14 protein-coding genes are annotated in these 17,267 nt (G+C 65.8%); 10 read left to right on the forward strand and 4 right to left on the reverse strand.

Annotated elements, in window-relative coordinates; translation table 11 throughout:
- Positions 1–31: 31 nt before the first annotated feature.
- Both I2456_RS19580 and I2456_RS19585 read right to left on the reverse strand, forming a co-directional pair.
- Positions 32–2,647: an AAA family ATPase gene (locus I2456_RS19580; protein ID WP_085074876.1), complete on the reverse strand. Its 2,616-nt coding sequence runs from the start codon at positions 2,645–2,647 to the stop codon at positions 32–34.
- Positions 2,644–3,795, reverse strand: a complete 1,152-nt coding sequence (locus I2456_RS19585; RefSeq protein WP_085074877.1) for a metallophosphoesterase family protein — start codon at positions 3,793–3,795, stop codon at positions 2,644–2,646. The genes I2456_RS19580 and I2456_RS19585 overlap by 4 nt, the downstream gene beginning before the upstream one ends.
- A gap of 190 nt (positions 3,796–3,985) precedes the next feature.
- Between I2456_RS19585 and I2456_RS19590 the strand changes: the two genes are divergently transcribed.
- The 3 genes from I2456_RS19590 (at position 3,986) to I2456_RS19600 (ending at position 7,314) form a co-directional block, all read left to right on the forward strand.
- Positions 3,986–5,311: an HNH endonuclease signature motif containing protein gene (locus tag I2456_RS19590; RefSeq protein WP_085074878.1), complete on the forward strand. Its 1,326-nt coding sequence runs from the start codon at positions 3,986–3,988 to the stop codon at positions 5,309–5,311.
- A gap of 249 nt (positions 5,312–5,560) precedes the next feature.
- The gene (locus tag I2456_RS19595) at positions 5,561–6,628 is read left to right on the forward strand and encodes an IS110 family RNA-guided transposase (protein WP_241007953.1); all 1,068 of its coding nucleotides are present in this window, start codon (positions 5,561–5,563) and stop codon (positions 6,626–6,628) included.
- Between the two features lie 182 nt (positions 6,629–6,810).
- Positions 6,811–7,314, forward strand: coding sequence for a SixA phosphatase family protein (locus I2456_RS19600; protein WP_085073632.1), 504 nt, complete (start codon positions 6,811–6,813; stop codon positions 7,312–7,314).
- Here I2456_RS19600 and I2456_RS19605 read toward each other — a convergent pair.
- Together I2456_RS19605 and I2456_RS19610 are read right to left on the reverse strand one after the other, a co-directional pair.
- Entirely contained in the window at positions 7,311–7,868 is a 558-nt protein-coding gene (locus I2456_RS19605) for a DUF3558 domain-containing protein (protein WP_085073631.1), read from the reverse strand. The genes I2456_RS19600 and I2456_RS19605 overlap by 4 nt on opposite strands.
- Positions 7,865–8,437, reverse strand: coding sequence for a DUF3558 domain-containing protein (locus I2456_RS19610; protein WP_276052598.1), 573 nt, complete (start codon positions 8,435–8,437; stop codon positions 7,865–7,867). Before I2456_RS19610 ends, I2456_RS19605 begins: the two co-directional genes overlap by 4 nt.
- A gap of 148 nt (positions 8,438–8,585) precedes the next feature.
- On the opposite strand from I2456_RS19610, the gene I2456_RS19615 reads away from it, so the two are divergent.
- From I2456_RS19615 to I2456_RS19645, 7 genes are all read left to right on the forward strand, one after another.
- Complete coding sequence (locus tag I2456_RS19615) at positions 8,586–10,325, forward strand: ABC transporter ATP-binding protein (protein WP_085073630.1); 1,740 nt, start codon at positions 8,586–8,588, stop codon at positions 10,323–10,325.
- Complete coding sequence (locus I2456_RS19620) at positions 10,322–12,229, forward strand: ABC transporter ATP-binding protein (RefSeq protein WP_085073629.1); 1,908 nt, start codon at positions 10,322–10,324, stop codon at positions 12,227–12,229. The genes I2456_RS19615 and I2456_RS19620 overlap by 4 nt, the downstream gene beginning before the upstream one ends.
- Positions 12,230–12,330: 101 nt before the next feature.
- Positions 12,331–12,663 carry a DUF732 domain-containing protein gene (locus I2456_RS19625; RefSeq protein WP_068028124.1) on the forward strand — a complete coding sequence of 111 codons (333 nt, stop codon included), beginning with the start codon at positions 12,331–12,333 and terminating at the stop codon, positions 12,661–12,663.
- Positions 12,664–12,787: 124 nt separating this feature from the next.
- The gene (locus I2456_RS19630) at positions 12,788–13,519 is read left to right on the forward strand and encodes an LppX_LprAFG lipoprotein (protein ID WP_241007764.1); all 732 of its coding nucleotides are present in this window, start codon (positions 12,788–12,790) and stop codon (positions 13,517–13,519) included.
- 24 nt (positions 13,520–13,543) lie between these two features.
- The gene (locus tag I2456_RS19635) at positions 13,544–13,912 is read left to right on the forward strand and encodes a DUF4189 domain-containing protein (protein WP_068028120.1); all 369 of its coding nucleotides are present in this window, start codon (positions 13,544–13,546) and stop codon (positions 13,910–13,912) included.
- A 145-nt stretch (positions 13,913–14,057) separates the two neighbouring features.
- Positions 14,058–15,218: an ATPase/transcriptional regulator EmbR gene (gene embR / locus I2456_RS19640; RefSeq protein ID WP_068028116.1), complete on the forward strand. Its 1,161-nt coding sequence runs from the start codon at positions 14,058–14,060 to the stop codon at positions 15,216–15,218.
- A gap of 255 nt (positions 15,219–15,473) precedes the next feature.
- Positions 15,474–17,255 (forward strand): serine/threonine-protein kinase, encoded by a 1,782-nt coding sequence (locus tag I2456_RS19645; RefSeq protein ID WP_085073628.1) that lies wholly within the window; start codon positions 15,474–15,476, stop codon positions 17,253–17,255.
- Positions 17,256–17,267: the final 12 nt, after the last annotated feature.

Here is a 17,267-nt window from a genome sequence, read left to right on the forward strand (position 1 = left end):
CCGGCACCCTCGGTGGGTGACGCGGTGTTGTTTAGGAGGTCAAGTCGATTCGCTGCGCCCCCTTCACACCGTCGTAGCGGGACGGACTGCAGGTCAGCACAATCACCTGCCCATGTGCCGCAATGGTGTCGAACACTTCACCCATCTTGGCCAACCGGTCAGGGTCGGTGAAGCCCAGTGCGTCGTCGACCAGCACCGGCACGGTGTCCTCCTTGGCGACGAGGGCCGCGCAAGCCAGTCGCGCCAGAATGCCCAGTTGTTCTTTGGCTCCACCGGACAGGGATTCGTATGGCACCGTGACGTTGTCTATGGTGCGGCTGCAGATGCGTAGGTCGCTGTCGACGTCGATTTCGAAGGTGGGCCCGAACACCGGGCGGCCGAGCCGTTGCAGTTCGGCGCGGTAGGGCTCGACGTAACGCTGACGTGTGGTGTCGCGGTGGCGCCCCATCACCGTTCGCAGCAATTGGGCGGCGTGCGCTCTGCGCCCGACGCTGGCGTGGTGGCTGAGCGCGTGTTCGCGTTCGGTTTCGGCGGCGTCGAGTTTGCCTTTGCGGCCTTCGCTGCCGATCACCGACAGTTCGATACTGACCTCGCGCAGCGCGCGCACGGCGGCGTCGTGTCGATCGCCCAGCGCCTGAGCCACTTTGGTCGCTTCGGTGAGTTCGGCTGTTATCGCCTGGGGTTCTCGGGCGTTCAGGGCTGCGGTCAGTTCTGCTACCCGGCGTTCGGCGTGCTGCACCGCCTGTAATTCGGCGTCGGCCTTGCGTGCCAGCTCCTCGTCGCTGAGCGCGGCCTGTTCTTGAGCTAATCGCGCTTTCGCCGCCTCCACCGCGGTGCGCTGCGTAAGTACTGTGTTCTGCAGAACCGTTGACTTGGTTGTTGTTTCGGCAAGTCGCTGACTGGCCGCCGCCGCGCTGTGCCGCGTGGTCTCGCAATTTGTCTGTGCGGCTTTGCGAGCCGTCTCGGCCGCATCGAGTTCGGCGCGGGCGGTGGCAGCGTCGGTGGTGATCGATTCCGTGGAGTGTGCGGCCTGTAGTTGCGCGAGTTTGGCTTTGAGTTGGCCGACTTGCTCGTCGCCGCATACGCCCGCCAGGGTGGCGGCCAGCTGGTCACGAGTGCTTGTTAATTCCCGGCGCCGCTGATTCAGCGATCGCGCTGCGGGGAGATTCGCAACGGCGGCGGCCATGAGAACGCGCTGCAGTTGTTCTTGTGCGGCAACGTGTTCGGTTTGGATGTCGAGCGCCGTGGCGCCTGGTGTGATGCGGGCAGTCAGGATGCCGGGGATTCGCACCTCGGTGGGACCGGTAGCCGGGGCGGACCAGGTTTGCCCGGCCGGCACCGATACGCAGTCGTCGCCAACGGCCAGTTCGAGGTCAGCTTCAGCGGTGAACTCCACTACCGCGGAAAGCAACTGAAGCTGGCAGCCGGTGCGATCCACGGCAGCGGCGGCGTCTTCAATGCGACGGAGCAGGTCGTCGGTGAGGGAGTTGGCGGATAGTTCTGCGTCCACTTCTTCGCGGCGTCGCTGGATCTCGTCGATTCTGGCTAGCCGGGTGCTCAATCGGCCAGCTTCGTCGCGGGCGGCCACCTGGTCCAGAATGCGCCGGGCTGATTCGGCGCACTGTTGGGCGACGGTCAAGCGACGCTCGGCTTGCTCGACGGCGGCCTCGCATGCTTGGGCTTCGGTCCTTGCGGTGGCCAGTTCGGCCGCGGCTTGTTGGGCTTCTTGCTCCACGGCGGCGAGAGTGGTTGCGCCGGCGTGGATTTCGGTGCGTAACGCTTCGCGCGTGGACATTGCGGTCTGCGAGGTGGCACTGGTTGCGGCCGCGGCGGCAGCGATGAGTTTCGCTTCGTGCAGTTGCTTGTTGAGTGCGTCGATGTGGGCTGCCGCTGCTTGTGCGGCGGCAAGCCGCGGAGTGGCCTCACGCAGTTGCTGGGACAGGCTGGCCACCTGCTGGGTGAGATCGGCGTGCCGACCAATGCGATCGTCGACTTCAGCGACGGCCGCCGCGCACTCGGCCACCGCCTTTTCGGCGGCGGTCAGTCGGTTGATCGCGGCGGCCCATTCCCCTGTCGGGCGCCCAGTGGCCGTGAAGTAGCGCGCGTACTCACCGTCGATGCGCTCGATGAGCAACGGCTCGGTGCCCGAGAGCGTGGCATTGTCACCGGCAGCGATGTCGAGTGCTCGTGACAAGGCATCGCAGCAGGAAAGGTCGACGGCGGCGGTGGACGCCGCCTGCAGTACCCGTTGAGCGCGCCACAGTTCGGCGTCCACCGTCTCGGCGAGCATCGCGCGGACCCGTTCGTGGGCTTCGTCGCCGGTCAACTGCTCACGGCGCGGAGCCAGCACCGTCAACGCCGTCTCACACTTCTTGTGGAAACGCTTGCGATAGAGGAAACGATAAGGGCCGGTGCTGATTTCGGCGGTTACTTCGGAGCCGGCATCGGCGTTGGTCGGCTTGACCTGCTTGACTTCCTTCTTGGTCGACCGGTCCTTGAATTCCAGCAGGAGGTCTAGAGCCTCGATCATGGACGACTTGCCGATCTCGTTGGCGCCGCACACAACGACTACGCCTTGTTCGGGGAACTGGATATCCCGGTGTGCGACGCCGCGGTAATTGCTCAGGGTGAGCCGGTGCAGTTTCATGCCACGCCCCGATCGGAGAGTCGCAGCAGAAGAGCCAGCGCGGCTTGCGCGTTGAGCGCCGACTCGGCGTCGCCGGTACGCGCCGTTTCGACCAATTCGTCGACCGCGGCGGCGGCGAAGCCACCCAGGCCGAGGTCGCTGAATTCGCCGTCCGCGGGCATGACCGCCAAGTCGGTGTGGCGCTCCCAGATGCCGAGCCAGGCGAATAGTCGCGCGTACCTGTCCAGGCACGCGTCGAGAGCGGCGCGGTCGGTGACCGTCAAGGTACCGGTCAGCGCGAGCCGCACGACGGTGCGTTCTTTATCCGTCAGTTGATCCAGATTCATGTCCAGGTCGGCGATTTCACGGTTGGTTTCCACGTGCCGGTGCAGGGTGAGGAAGCGCCAGCGGCCGATATGGCGGGCTTCGACGGTTGTTGGGCGCCGGGGGTCGCTCTCGTCGATGTCGACCACCAGGACGTGACCCGGATCGGACTCGATGTCGTCGAAATTGGTGACTTCCGGCGAGCCGGCATACCAGATGCGGCCGCTGTTTCCGACCTGGGTGAGTGAGTGCTTATCTCCTAGCGCTACATAGTGAATCGCACCGGCTGCTATGGCCGCGTCGACGGATGCCAGGCCGATGAGCGACGGCTTGTCCGGGTCTGGGTCGAGCACATCGACGCCACCGTGCGCGACGAGCACTCGAGTGACATCGTCTGCGCCCAGGTCTTTCAATACTTCGGCGACCAGATCGGCGGTGGGCGCCTTGGACCGCCACGGCGCCGCGACGATTTCCAGTCCCGGCCGAACCTCGTGTATGCCGGCGCGGTCGAGCACCACAACGTTGTCGGGGCGCTCGGCTGTGAACAAAGGGCAGGTGTAGACCGACGAAGCGTCCAGCGGGTCATGGTTGCCGGGCAACAGATATACCGGTATGCCGATGGCGCGCATGGCTTCTAGCGACTGACCGATGACCTGCGGCGCGAGCTGGTTGTGCTCGAACACGTCGCCCGAGACGACGACGAATTCCGCGCCCACCTCTGCTGCCACCGCTCCCAACGCTGCGACTGCGTCACGGCGAGCCGCCGAATAGCGAGGCTGGGCGTCACCGGCAAGGAAGTGTCGGGTCATGCCCAGTTGCCAATCGGCGGTATGCAGGAATTTCACGCCGGTGACCCCCTTTCCGAAACGTCGTGTCTTTCAAGGCAACGCGAGCATAAAAGGGGGCACCGACAACTCCGGGGACCTGACCCGGCACGTCTACGAGTGGGACAATCCCTTAAGTCACCTTTGAAACAGCGATCACTCTGGCCTCAAGGCGGCGTATTTTGTCGGTGGTGCGACGTATGGTTCGAACATGCGTTCGGATCGGGAGAGTGTGGTCGGGGTGCTGGACCGGCTCGATGCTGTCACCGACGACCTGCTGGACCTGTCGTGTGCGGAGCTGACGATTCCGGAGTTGATGCGGGTGGCGCTGCGCCTGGAGCGAGTCGCGCGCCGACTGCCCGCAGCACAGCACGCGGTGCTCAATCTGCTTGCCGAACAAGCCGATCCAGCCCAGCTGGGCGGCCGACTGCCCTCGGTCTTGGCCAACCGACTGCACCTCACCCGCGCCGAAGCCAACCGCCGCCTGGCAGAAGCCGCCGACCTCGGCGAGCGCCACACCCTGACCGGACAAACCCTGGCGCCCTACCTCAGCGCCACCGCCCAAGCCCAACGCGCCGGCCACATCGGCGACGGACACGTGCGGGTCATCCGCGACTTCGTCAAACACCTGCCCGCCCACGTGGACATCGAGACCCAGGAGAAAGCCGAAGAACATCTCGCGAAGTTGGCGGCCCAGTATCGGCCAGACCAGTTGGCCAAACTCGCCGAGCGGTTGATGGACTGCCTACATCCCGACGGGAATTACACCGACGACGACCGCGCCCGCCGGCGCGGGCTGAGCCTAGGTAAGCAGGACGTCGACGGCATGTCGCGGCTGACCGGCTACCTGACCCCCGAAGCCCGCGCCACCCTAGAAGCGGTACTGGCCAAGCTGGCCGCACCGGGCATGTGCAACCCCGACGACGACACCCCGTGTGTCGGGGGGACGCCGTCGGAAGACGCGGTCCGCCACGATCTGCGCTCGGCCGCCCAACGCAACCACGACGGGATGCTGGCGGCGTGCCGGGCGCTGCTGTGCAGCGGTGAGCTCGGCCAGCACAACGGCCTACCCGCCTCCATCATCGTCACCACCACCCTGAAAGACCTCGAAGCCGCCGCGGGCAAAGGCTTGACCGGCGGGGGCACCCTGCTGCCCATGTCCGACGTCATCCGGATGTCCCGCCACGCCCATCACTACCTGGCCATCTTCGACCGCGGCAACGCCCTGGCGCTGTATCACACCAAACGCCTAGCCTCCCCCGCCCAGCGCATCGTGCTGTACGCCAAAGACCGCGGCTGCACCGCACCCGGCTGCGACGTCACCGGCTACTACTGCGAAGTCCACCACGTCATCCCCTACGCCCAGACCCGCACCACCGACATCAACCAACTCACCCTGGCCTGCGGCGGCCACCACCCCCTCGCCGAACAGGGCTACACCACCCGCACCAACACCCAAGGCGACACCGAATGGATCCCCCCACCACACCTGGACCACGGCCAACCCCGCACCAACACCTACCACCAACTTGTCTAATGCGTGCAGGGAATCAGGTCTGCAGCCATGATTCCTAGGTGATGACCGGTCAAGGCTCGACCTTCCACTGTCGCCTGCTGGCTGACTCCGGGGTGGCTTGCCGGCCGGTCACCACCGCCTCAGGCAAGGAGTGGCTGAAGAGAGGCCTGCGTAGCCGAAAGTTGGTGTGCCCTCCTTGCTTCCAAATTGAGTTCATGAAGAAGGGTTGGTGCTCTTTCGGTGACGACAAATACTCACCTCCGCCGGGTAGTGATTGCCGTTGATCCTCACAAGGGGTCATGGACCGCTGCCGCTGTCGATGCCGCTTTGGTTCCTTTGGCCACCATTCGCGTCCCAGTTAGCCGCGATGGTTACCGGACGCTGCGGCGTTTTGCTCGTCGATGGCCCCACGCAGACTGGGCTATCGAAGGAGCCCCTGGTCTCGGGGCGCCGCTGACCACGCGGCTGCACGCAGAGGGCATCGAGGTCCTTGACGTGCCAGCCAAGCTCGCTGCACGGGTCCGGCTGCTGTCGAGCGGCCACGGCCGCAAAAATGACAATGCCGACGCACTATCAGTGGGTATCGCGGCGCTCACATCGCACGCGCTCAACAGCGCCCAGAACACCGCGGAGACCACGGCACTGCGTGCGATCGTCGAGCATCGCGATGACCTGGTCAAGGTTCGCACTCAGACCATCAACCGACTCCACGTCGTACTGACAAAGCTGGTTCTCGCCGGCGCCGGGCGCAACCTGACCGCAGACCAGGCTGCTGGACTCCTGCGCGCTGCTCGACCTCGCCACCCCGCCTCGAAAGCGTTGCGTAACCTGGCGCTCGATCTGATCAGCGAGGTGCGTCAGCTCGATCGCCGGATCACCAAAGCCACCAATGACATTGATGGCGCAGTCACCGCCACCGGCACCAACCTGACTCAACTAGCAGGCATCGGAGCCCTCACCGCAGGCAAAATCCTCGCGCGGGTTGGAGACATTACCCGTTTCCGCTCGGCGGCCGCCTTCGCCAGCTACACCGGCACCGCTCCCATCGAAGCCTCCTCCGGCGATGTGGTCCGCCACCGGCTATCCCGGGCAGGCGACCGCCAGCTCAACTACTGCCTGCACGTCATGGCGTTGACCCAGATCCGGCGCCCATCCCCAGGCAAGACCTACTACCTGCGCAAACGTTCGGAAGGAAAAAGCCGCAAAGAAGCCATGCGCTGCCTCAAACGGCGCCTATCTGACGTTGTCTACCGCCAATTACAGCGCGAAGCTCCCAGATTCAGGGCTGACCCGGCGGGACACATGGGGGCGGCTCAGAAGTCCCGCGCGGCCGGCTAAAACCCCAACACCGACGCTTCGGACTAAGTCACTCAACCGGGCCAGCTAACAACCACCATATAACCGAACCACCACACCATTGACACAGAGAGGCGCCACCCCGAGAAACTCTTGATGGACGGAGACGACGATGAGGATGCGACATAACGGCCGCGGTTGCACCGTGGATTAACGTGGGGCCGATGGAAGAGCACCGGACTCTCGTGCTGATGAGGCATGCCAAGTCGGCATACCCGGACGGCGTTGGGGACCATGCCCGACCGTTGGCAGGGCGAGGGATCCGGGAGGCCGGCCTGGCCGGCGAGTGGCTGCGCGTCAACCTGCCGCCGATCGACGGCGTGCTGTGCTCCACCGCCACCCGCACCCGGGAGACGCTGGCGCGCACCGGCATTCAGGCTCCGGTGCGCTATACCGACCGACTCTACGGCGCGACCCCTGGTCTCGTGATCGAAGAGATCAACCAAGTCGCCGACGACGTGTCAACATTGCTCGTCGTCGGACACGAGCCGACCACATCCTCCCTGGCGCTCATCCTGTGCGGCCGCGACGGGTCGAACCTGGAAGCGGCAGAACGGATATCGCAGAAGTTCCCGACATCGGGCCTTGCGGTGTTACGCGTGCCGGGGCGCTGGCAAGACGTTGAGCCCGACGGTGCGGCGCTCATCGACTTTCACGTGCCGCGCTAGGCGTTGGTGGCCAGCGTCAATTCCATCAACTTGATCGCCTGCCCACACGCGTCGATACCGGGCGCCTGAGGGTTGACCCACCAGCCGACCACGCCCGCCGCATCGCTGGCGACGCCGCAGGACCCGTTGGGATCGTTCGGCCGCATCACGATCGAGTCGATGCCCTGAATCTGGCGGTTCTCCACCTGATACTTCAGGTTCTCAGCCACCTTGCGCTCGTTGCCGAGGCTGCCCTGTTCGAACCAGAACCGGCTGATGTCGATCAGACCGGCCGGGTTCGCCGCTTGCCACCGGCAAATCGCGCCGACGAAGGTGCTTTGAATGTCCTGCGGGTCGGCGCCGACGGTCTTGGCCAGCACGTCGGTGGTCAACACCTCACATTCCTTGAGCAGGTTGGGATACTGCTTCTCGGAATTGTCATTGCGCGGGACACCGCCCCCACCGGCCTTGACCGCGGTGCCGGAAACCGACCTCGAACAACCGGTCAACATCACCAGCACTGCCATCAATGCGGCGATCGCGACCAGAACGGGCCGCCCTGTTTCGCGCCTCATTTTGAATTCGCAATCGATTGACGGGCCAATTCTTTGGCGATATCGCACGGCGGCGGGAACGGCTTCTGACTGAAGCTGATCGACCATTCAATGAAGTCGTCCTGCAACTGAATCCCGACCTCACACAGCGAATCACCCAAGGTGGGCTCGTTGCCGACGGCGATGAAACCACCATGACCGTTGATGTTGATGTCCTCGACACTCGCCCGCGACAGCTCCTCGGTCTTACGTTCGCGGCCTATCGGACTGCCGCGATACCAAGAGAAGGAGAAGTGCGGGCCCAAGATGCCCCCGCCGGCCAGCCACTGGCAACCGACCGAGTTCTTGGCCGTATTGATCAGCCCGGTGATCCTGGTCAGCTGCGTGACCGTCTCGTCGCTGACACCACCGCACTGCGGGAACATCGGCCCGTGCCGGCCCTCTGAGCCGCCAGCCGTCGACGAAGCAGTCGCCCCGGGCTTGTTGTCGCCGGAATTGGAGCACCCTGCGACGGCCGGGCTGAACGCCACCAACGCCGACACCGCCACAGCCAGCGTCGTCACACTACGCCGCACCGCTACCTCTTCCATTGCTGGTCACACGATGCACTGTAGCGGCAGCCTTCCCCCTCAACCACCGACACGCCACCTGAGCAGGCATTTCAGGCATGCGGACCTACCCGGCGCGCCTGCCGAGCTACCGGCGACTGACCCGGCCGCGGTGTGCGACAGTTACCCAATGCTCCTGGCCCTGCTGCGCCAGTACATCCGGCCATACCGATGGCTGGTCGCGGTGCTGTTGGTGCTGCAGCTCATCAGTACCTTGGCGTCGCTCTACCTGCCCACGGTCAACGCGGCGATCATCGACCAAGGCGTCGCCAAGGGCGACACCCAGACCATCACCCGCCTGGGTGTGCTGATGCTCGCGGTCACCGGACTACAGGTGCTCTGCGCCGTGGGCGCCACCTACTTCGGCGCGCGCACCGGCACCGGCTTCGGCCGCGACCTGCGCGCCGCCATGTTCGAACACGTCATCACCTTCTCCGAACAGGAGACCGCCCGCTTCGGCGCGCCGACCTTGCTGACCCGGACCACCAACGACGTCCGCCAGATCGTGTTCCTGGTGCAGACGACGGCCACGGTCTTGGTCACCGCGCCCATCATGTGCGTCGGCGGGGTCGTCATGGCCATCCACCAAGAAGCGGCGCTCACCTGGCTGCTGCTGGTCAGCGTGCCCGTCATGGGCTTGGCCAACTACTGGGTCATGTCGCACATGCTGCCCCTGTTCCGCAACATGCAGCGGCTGATCGACGGCATCAACCGGGTGCTGCGCGACCAACTCTCCGGTGTCCGCGTGGTCCGCGCCTTCACCCGGGAACGGTTCGAGCAGGAGAAGTTCGCCAACGCCAACACCGCGCTGTCGAACACCGCCCTGGCCGCCGGCAACTGGCAAGCGCTGATGCTGCCGGTGACCACCCTGACCATCAACGTCTCCAGCGTGGCGCTGATCTGGTTCGGCGGGCTGCGCATCGATCGCGGCCAGATGCAGGTGGGCTCGTTGATCGCCTTCCTGTCCTACTTCGCCCAGATCCTGATGGCGGTGCTGATGGCGACCATGACGCTGGTGGTGCTGCCCCGCGCCTCCGTCTGCGCCGACCGCATCACCGAAGTGCTGCACACGCCCGCCGCGGTCACCAGCCCGGCCGAACCAAGATTTCCCCCCGGCGGACTCAACGGCGTCATCGAGTTGCACGCGGTGACGTTCACCTATCCCGGCGCCGATTCCCCGGTGCTACAGAACATTTCCTTCACTGCGCGACCGGGCACCACAACGGCGGTCGTGGGCAGCACCGGCTCGGGCAAGTCGACACTGGTGTCACTGATCTGCCGCCTCTACGACGCCACCGACGGCGCCGTCCTGATCGACGGCATCGACGTCCGTGACTACCACACCGAGCGGCTGTGGTCGGCGATCGGGCTCATCCCCCAGCGCGGCTTCTTGTTCTCCGGCACTGTGGCCGACAACCTGCGCTACGGCAAGCCCGACGCCACCGACGAGGAGATGTGGGAAGCGTTGGCGGTGGCTGCGGCCGACGACTTCGTGCGGGCCCACGGGTTGCAGATGCGCATTGCCCAGGGCGGCGTCAACGTCTCCGGCGGCCAGCGCCAGCGCCTGGCGATCGCCCGCGCCGTCATCCGGCGGCCGCCCATCTATCTGTTCGACGACGCGTTCTCGGCGCTGGATGTGCACACCGACGCCCGGGTGCGCGCCTCGTTGCGCGCTGTCGCCAGGGACGCCACCGTCGTGGTTGTCACGCAACGTGTTTCGACCGCCGCGCAAGCCGATCAGGTGATCGTCGTCGACAACGGCGAACTCGTCGGTGCGGGCACTCACGAAACGCTGCTCGCCGAGTGCCCGACCTACGCCGAGTTCGCCGCCTCACAATCGGTGGGCGTAGGCGTCGGAGGCGCCCGGTGAGCGCCCCCATGAACGCCCGGGCCCGCGGGGCGGCTCCGGCGCCGCCGCACATGCGGTCACGCGATTTCCGGGGTTCGGCGGCCAGGCTCGTCAAACGGCTTGCGCCGCAACGCCGGTTGAGCTTGGCCGTCATCACCCTCGGCGTCACCGGCACCGCGATCGGGGTGGTCGTGCCGCGGATACTCGGCCACGCCACCGACCTGTTGTTCAACGGCGTGGTCGGCCGTCAATTACCGGCCGGCATCACCAAGGCACAAGCCGTCGCGGCCGCTCGCGCCCGCGGCGACAACGCCTTCGCCGACTTGTTGTCCGGGATGAATGTGGTGCCCGGCCGCGGTGTGGACTTCGACGGGGTGCTGCGGACGCTGGCTCTGGCGCTGCTGCTGTATGTCGTTGCGGCAGGTCTTATTTGGGCGCAGGCGCGGCTACTCAACCTCACCGTGCAGAGAACCATCACCGCGCTGCGTGCCGACGTCGAGGACAAGCTGCACCGGCTTCCGCTGTCGTCGTTCGACCGGCGCCAACGCGGTGAGCTGCTCAGCCGGGTCACCAATGACATCGACAACATGCAGTCGTCGCTGTCGATGACGATCAGCCAACTCGTCACCGCGGTTCTCACCGTGTTCTCCGTACTGGCCATGATGCTGTGGATCTCGCCGCTGCTCGCCCTGATCACCGTGCTGACGGTGCCGCTGTCGCTGCTGGTGACGCGCGCGATCACGCGCCGCTCCCAGCCGCTGTTCGCCGCGCACTGGGCCAGCACCGGTCGGCTCAACGCCCACATCGAAGAGACGTACAGCGGTTTCACCGTGGTCAAGACTTTCGGCCACCAGGCGGCCGCGCGAGATCAGTTCCGCGAACTCAACGACGACGTCTACCACGCCAGCTTCGGCGCGCAGTTCTTCTCCGGCCTGGTGGCGCCGGCGACGTCGTTCATCGGCAACCTCGGCTACGTCGCGGTGGCCGTGCTGGGCGGACTGCAAGTGGCCACCGGGCAGATCACCCTCGGCAGCATCCAGGCGTTCATCCAGTACGTTCGCCAGTTCAATACGCCGCTGGGTCAGGTCGCCGGGATGTACAACACCTTGCAGTCCGGAGTGGCCAGTGCCGAGCGGGTCTTCGATCTGCTCGACGAGCCCGAAGAGTCACCGGACCCCCCGCCGGCTCCACAGCAAGACCGAGAGACTGCCGGGCGCGTCGAGTTCGTGCACGTGACTTTCGGATATCACCGCGACCACCCGGTCATCCATGACCTGTCCCTGGTGGCCGAACCGGGCAGCACGGTGGCGATCGTGGGCCCGACCGGCGCGGGAAAGACGACGCTGGTCAATCTGCTCATGCGGTTCTACGACGTCGACTCCGGCCGCATCCTGCTCGACGGCGTCGATATCGCATCGCTGAGCAGACACGCGGTGCGCTCCCGAATCGGCATGGTGCTGCAAGACACTTGGCTGTTCGACGGCACCATCGAAGAGAACATCGCCTACGGACGACCCGACGCCAGTCACGACGAGATCGTGCAAGCCGCCAAGGCCGCCTATGTCGACCGATTCGTGCACAGCCTGCCCGCCGGGTATCAGACGCGGATCAGCGGCGACGGCGGCAACGTCAGCGCCGGGGAGAAGCAACTCATCACGATCGCGCGGGCATTCCTGGCTCGCCCGCAGTTGCTGATCCTCGATGAAGCCACCAGTTCGGTCGACACCCGCACCGAGGCACTGATTCAGCGTGCGATGTGCGAATTGCGCCGGGACCGGACGAGTTTCATTATCGCGCACCGGCTTTCAACAATCCACGAGGCCGACCGCATCCTGGTGGTGCAGGCCGGCAGAATCGTCGAGCAGGGCAGCCACACCGAGCTGCTGGCCCGTCGCGGCGCCTACTACGAGATGACCCGTGCCTAGCGCGCCGGACCAGGCACCAAGAATCCTTCAAGGATCGTTCAAGGGAACCGCCCGAACCTGAGCTTGTCCACCGACAAGCGACAAAACAAAGGATCAGGGCAATGTTCTCTCCCCGCATCACCGCAACCATCACCACCGCACTCGGCGCGGCCGCCATCGGCCTTGCCGTCGCGTCCGCCGGTTCTGCTGGGGCCAGCACCACCGACGACGCGTTCATCGCCCGGATGAAGGCCGTCGGCGTCACGTTCTCCTCAACCGAGGCCGCCGCCCGCGATGGCCGCCACGTCTGCAGCGAATTGGCCAGCGGCAAGTCCGGAACCCAGGTCGCCACGGAGGTGCTCAACCAGACCGATCTGACCTCCAAGCAGGCCGCCTACCTGGTGGTCAACGCGACCAACGCGTACTGCCCGGAGTACGCCAGCCAGCTGACCTGACCATCCCACCAAGCGTGCGGGGATCCCGATATCGGGATCCCCGCATTGCGTCGCGGAGTGCCCCCGATCGACACCGGAGGGCTCACTAAGCTCGGGATTCGTCGACCAACCTAAGGAGATGTCGATGAAGCTTCGAACCCTCCTCACCAGCCTGGCCGCCGCCTTTGCTGTGGTTGTCGCCGTCGGCGGTTGCGGCACCCCCGGGCCGACGGCCACCAAGTCGTCCGGCGCCACCACCAGCGCCACCAGCGGCGAGGCGGCGACGTTGCTCAAGCAGGCCGCCGACGTCATGCGCAAGGTCACCGGAATGCACGTCAGCCTCACTGTGCAGGGCGACGTCGCCAACCTTCGGGTGACCAAACTCGACGGCGACATCTCCAGCACACCGCAGACCGTTGCCACCGGCGTCGCGACGGTGCTCGTCGGCAGCAAGAGCGAGGACGCGAAATTCGTCTTCGTCGACGGCCATCTCTACTCCGATCTCGGACAACCCGGCTCCTACACCGACTTCGGCAACGGCGCCTCCATTTACAACGTGTCCGTCCTGCTCGACCCCAACAAGGGACTGGCCAACCTGCTCACCAACCTCAAGAACGGATCCGTGGCGGGCAGCCAGCAGGTGAACGGCGTCGCCACCACCAAGATCACCGGAGACTCGTCCGCTGACGACATTGCGACGCTCGCCGGTTCGCGCCTGACCGACCAGAGCGTCACCACGGTGCCCACCACCATATGGACCGCTTCGGACGGTTCCTCGCACCTTGTCCAGATCCAGATCGTCCCCAGCGCAGACACTTCGGTGACGCTGACGATGTCCGATTGGGGCAAGCAGGTCACCGCCACCAAACCGGTCTAGCTGGCACACGGAAAGGACTTACCAATGACGACGATGACGACCCGCCGGCGCTTGGCGATGTCCGTCGCCCGCCTGGCCTGCGTCACCGTGCTTGCCGTCGCGCCGGCTCCCGCGGCCCATGCCGCGGACAACTATGGCGCAATCGCCTACTCGGGCAACGGATCCTGGGGCCGGTCCTACGCCTACCCGACCCGGGCGGCCGCCGAAGCAACTGCCGTCAAGTCGTGCGGGTACTCCGACTGCAAAGTGCTGACCACCTTCACCGCGTGTGGCGCCGTCGCGGCCAAAGATCACGACTACAAGGGCGGCACCGGCGCCGACCTGAGCGCCGCCATGAAGGACGCGTTGAGCAAGCTCAGTGGCGGTTACATCGACACCTGGGCGTGCAACTGAGAGTCGCGTCAACTGACGCCCGCCCGCACGGTTGCTACCCAATTCGCGCGGTTGCCCCCACAATGATCGACAATGGCAAAGACCACAGGGCACCAAAGCCGACGCTTTGCTGGCACCTGGGCACCCGACGCCGCGGAGGACCCGAATGTCTAGTAGCGCGATGGTGGACAAACGTCTGCAATTCGGACTGCTCGGACCGCTGGAAATGACCATCGACGGACACTTCGTGCCCCTGGGCACCCCCAAACAGCGGGCGGTGCTGGCCATGCTGGTCATCAACCGCAATCGACCGGTCGGGGTCGATGCGCTCATCACCGCGCTATGGGAGGAATGGCCGCCGGCGGGCGCACGAGCCAGCATCCACTCCTACGTGTCCAATCTCCGTAAGCTGCTCGGCGGCGGGGGAATTGACCCCCGCGTCGTGCTGGCTGCCGCGCCGCCGGGATACCGGCTCAGCATCGCCGACGAAACGTGCGACCTCGGCCGGTTCATCGCGGCCAAGAATGCGGGCACGCACGCGGCCGCCGCCGGCCGGTTCGACGAAGCCAGCAGGCACCTGTCGGCAGCGCTGCGGGAATGGCGCGGCCCGGTACTGGATGATCTGCGCGATTTTCAATTCGTCAACTCTTTCGCCACCGCCCTCGTCGAGGACAAGATCCTGGTCCACACCGCCAAAGCCGAAGCCGAGATCGCCTGCGGACGAGCGTCCGGCGTCATCACCGAACTAGAAGCGCTGACCGTCGAGCACCCCTACCGCGAACCGTTGTGGGCGCAGTTGATCACCGCCTACTACCTCACCGACCGCCAGTCCGACGCGTTGAACGCCTATCGGCGCGTCAAGACCACGCTGGCCGAAGACCTGGGCATCGATCCCGGCCCCACGTTGCGCACTCTGAACGAACGGATCTTGCGGCAGGAACCGTTGGATGCCAAGCACAACGCGAAAGTCACCGCCGTCGGAACGGTCACCGCACTAGACCTGCGCACCATGGCGCCCGGCCAGAAGGTCGTCGCCTACCTGCATGACATCGCCACCGGCAGGGGCTACGCGCTGGCGCAGGCGTCGACGCGCATCGGGCGCCTCAGTGACAACGACATCGTCCTGGACAGCCCCAACGTCAGCCGCCACCACGCCGTCATCGTCGACACCGGGACCAACTACATCATCAACGACCTCCGCTCTTCCAACGGTGTCCATGTGCAGCATCAGCGCATCCGCGCGGCGGCCACCCTCAACGACGGCGACCATATCCGCATCTGTGACCACGAATTCACTTTTCGGATCACCGCCGAGGCGCAAGGCTGATCCGGCACCCAAGCGACGCACCGCAATTCAGCCACCCGACGGTGCGGCTGCGGTACTGCTCAGCCGACGGCGCGCGGTCGACTCAGTCGGTTGCTGTGCGGGACCGGATCCGGCGAATATGGTGCGGCCATATTGGCAAGCGCTTACCGTCACGGTTACGGTCATGGTTGCTGGACCCGGTCGTTGCCTTCGATGCGATAGTTTGCGGCGATTGATAGTGTCGGCGGATTCGGGTTGGTATGAGGAGGGTCAACGATGAGTGAGGGGCCGGACTCGCGAGTGGGGTCGATGTTTGGCCCTTACCACCTCAAACGGCTCCTGGGTCGCGGCGGGATGGGCGAGGTCTACGAGGCCGAACACACCGTCAAGGAGTGGACCGTCGCGGTCAAGCTGATGACCGCGGAGTTCAGCAAGGACCCGGTGTTTCGGGAGCGGATGAAGCGCGAGGCGCGCATTGCTGGCCGCCTGCAGGAGCCGCACGTGGTGCCGATCCACGACTACGGCGAAATCGACGGACAGATGTACCTCGAGATGCGCCTGGTCGAGGGCACCGACCTCGACAGCGTCCTCAAGCGGTACGGCCCGCTCACCCCGCCCCGCGCGGTCGCCATCATCACCCAGATCGCGTCGGCGTTGGACGCCGCACACGCCGCCGGCGTCATGCACCGCGACGTCAAGCCACCCAACGTCCTGGTCACCCGCGACGACTTCGCGTACCTGGTGGACTTCGGGATCGCCAGCGCCACCACCGACGAGAAGCTGACCCAATTGGGCACTGCGGTCGGAACGTGGAAATACATGGCGCCCGAACGCTTTTCGAACGACGAGGTGACCTACCGGGCCGACATCTACGCGTTGGCCTGCGTGCTGTACGAGTGCCTGACCGGCAGCCCGCCCTTCCGCGCCGACAGCGCAACGACGTTGGTCACCGCGCACCTGATGGACCCCGTCCCACAAGTCAGCGCGGCCCGGGCGGGCATCCCCAAGGCGTTCGACGGGGTCATCGCTCGGGGCATGGCGAAGAAACCCGAAGAGCGCTTCGCCAGCGCCGGCGACTTCGCGCGGGCCGCCCATAAAGCGCTCAGCGACCCGGACCAGGATCACGCCGAGGACATCCTGCGCCGCAGCCAGGAATCCACCCTGCCCGGAACCGCTGTGGCCGCCCCGCCGCAACTGGCCCATTCAGGCGGCACCCCGCCCCCTGCCGGGCCATCACCTCCGCAACCGGGTTACGGCGGCGACCCGCTCAGTTCCGGTCCGCTCCAGCGTCAGGCACCGGCGGGTCAGCCGGCGTGGGCCAGCGGCCCCGTACCGAGTCAGCCGACGCAGACCCCGCAGTTCTATCAAGGCAGCGGCTGGGGTGGCCCGCCGCCGGGCGGCCCGCCCGGGTGGAACCAGGGCAACCAACCCGCTCCCAAGCGCAACCCCTGGCCCATCGTGGCCGGCGCGGCGGCGCTGGTCATCGTGCTGGTCGCCGCCGGCATCGGCATCTGGCTGGCCACCAAAGGCGGCGGTGGCGACAACGACGGCAAGGACACCACCACCCCGGTGCCCACGCCGAGTTCGACCACATCCAGCACGCCGTCCTCCACGACTCCTGCCGGTGACCCGCAGAGCCGCCTGCTCAGCAGCCTGCCGGCGGGCTACCCCGCCGGCACCTGCAAACCCACCACCCCCAAACCCGACAGCGTCTGGACCGGTGCGTTGGCGATGCTGGACTGCGGGCAGAACACGAATCAGGGCGGCCCGACCCGTGCGGTGTACGGACTGTTCCCCGACGTCGACACGTTGCGGCAAGCCTTCAAGGACGACATCGCCGCCGTCGACCTGCTGGACTGTCCGGGCAGCGGAAAATCCCCGCAGGGCTGGCACTACGACAAACAACCCACCGTCACCGTCGGCCAACTCGCCTGCGGCACATACAAAGGTCACCCGAACGTGATCTGGAGCAACGAGACCAAGCTGACGCTCAGCGACACCTTCGGTGACCCCGTCACCTTGGAAGACCTGCACACCTGGTGGGGTAAGTACGGCTGATCTCGCGGCGTC

Source organism: Mycobacterium kubicae (assembly GCF_015689175.1).
Lineage (GTDB): Bacteria > Actinomycetota > Actinomycetes > Mycobacteriales > Mycobacteriaceae > Mycobacterium > Mycobacterium kubicae.

Bases quoted from the DNA above. Each gene is read 5' to 3' on its own strand.
- I2456_RS19580 (WP_085074876.1), bottom strand. From the start codon at position 2,647: ATGAAACTGCACCGGCTCACCCTGAGCAATTACCGCGGCGTCGCACAC.
- I2456_RS19590 (WP_085074878.1), top strand. From the start codon at position 3,986: ATGCGTTCGGATCGGGAGAGTGTGGTCGGGGTGCTGGACCGGCTCGAT.
- I2456_RS19600 (WP_085073632.1), top strand. From the start codon at position 6,811: ATGGAAGAGCACCGGACTCTCGTGCTGATGAGGCATGCCAAGTCGGCA.
- I2456_RS19605 (WP_085073631.1), bottom strand. From the start codon at position 7,868: ATGAGGCGCGAAACAGGGCGGCCCGTTCTGGTCGCGATCGCCGCATTG.
- I2456_RS19610 (WP_276052598.1), bottom strand. From the start codon at position 8,437: ATGGAAGAGGTAGCGGTGCGGCGTAGTGTGACGACGCTGGCTGTGGCG.
- I2456_RS19615 (WP_085073630.1), top strand. From the start codon at position 8,586: ATGCTCCTGGCCCTGCTGCGCCAGTACATCCGGCCATACCGATGGCTG.
- I2456_RS19625 (WP_068028124.1), top strand. From the start codon at position 12,331: ATGTTCTCTCCCCGCATCACCGCAACCATCACCACCGCACTCGGCGCG.
- I2456_RS19630 (WP_241007764.1), top strand. From the start codon at position 12,788: ATGAAGCTTCGAACCCTCCTCACCAGCCTGGCCGCCGCCTTTGCTGTG.
- I2456_RS19635 (WP_068028120.1), top strand. From the start codon at position 13,544: ATGACGACGATGACGACCCGCCGGCGCTTGGCGATGTCCGTCGCCCGC.
- embR (WP_068028116.1), top strand. From the start codon at position 14,058: ATGTCTAGTAGCGCGATGGTGGACAAACGTCTGCAATTCGGACTGCTC.
- I2456_RS19645 (WP_085073628.1), top strand. From the start codon at position 15,474: ATGAGTGAGGGGCCGGACTCGCGAGTGGGGTCGATGTTTGGCCCTTAC.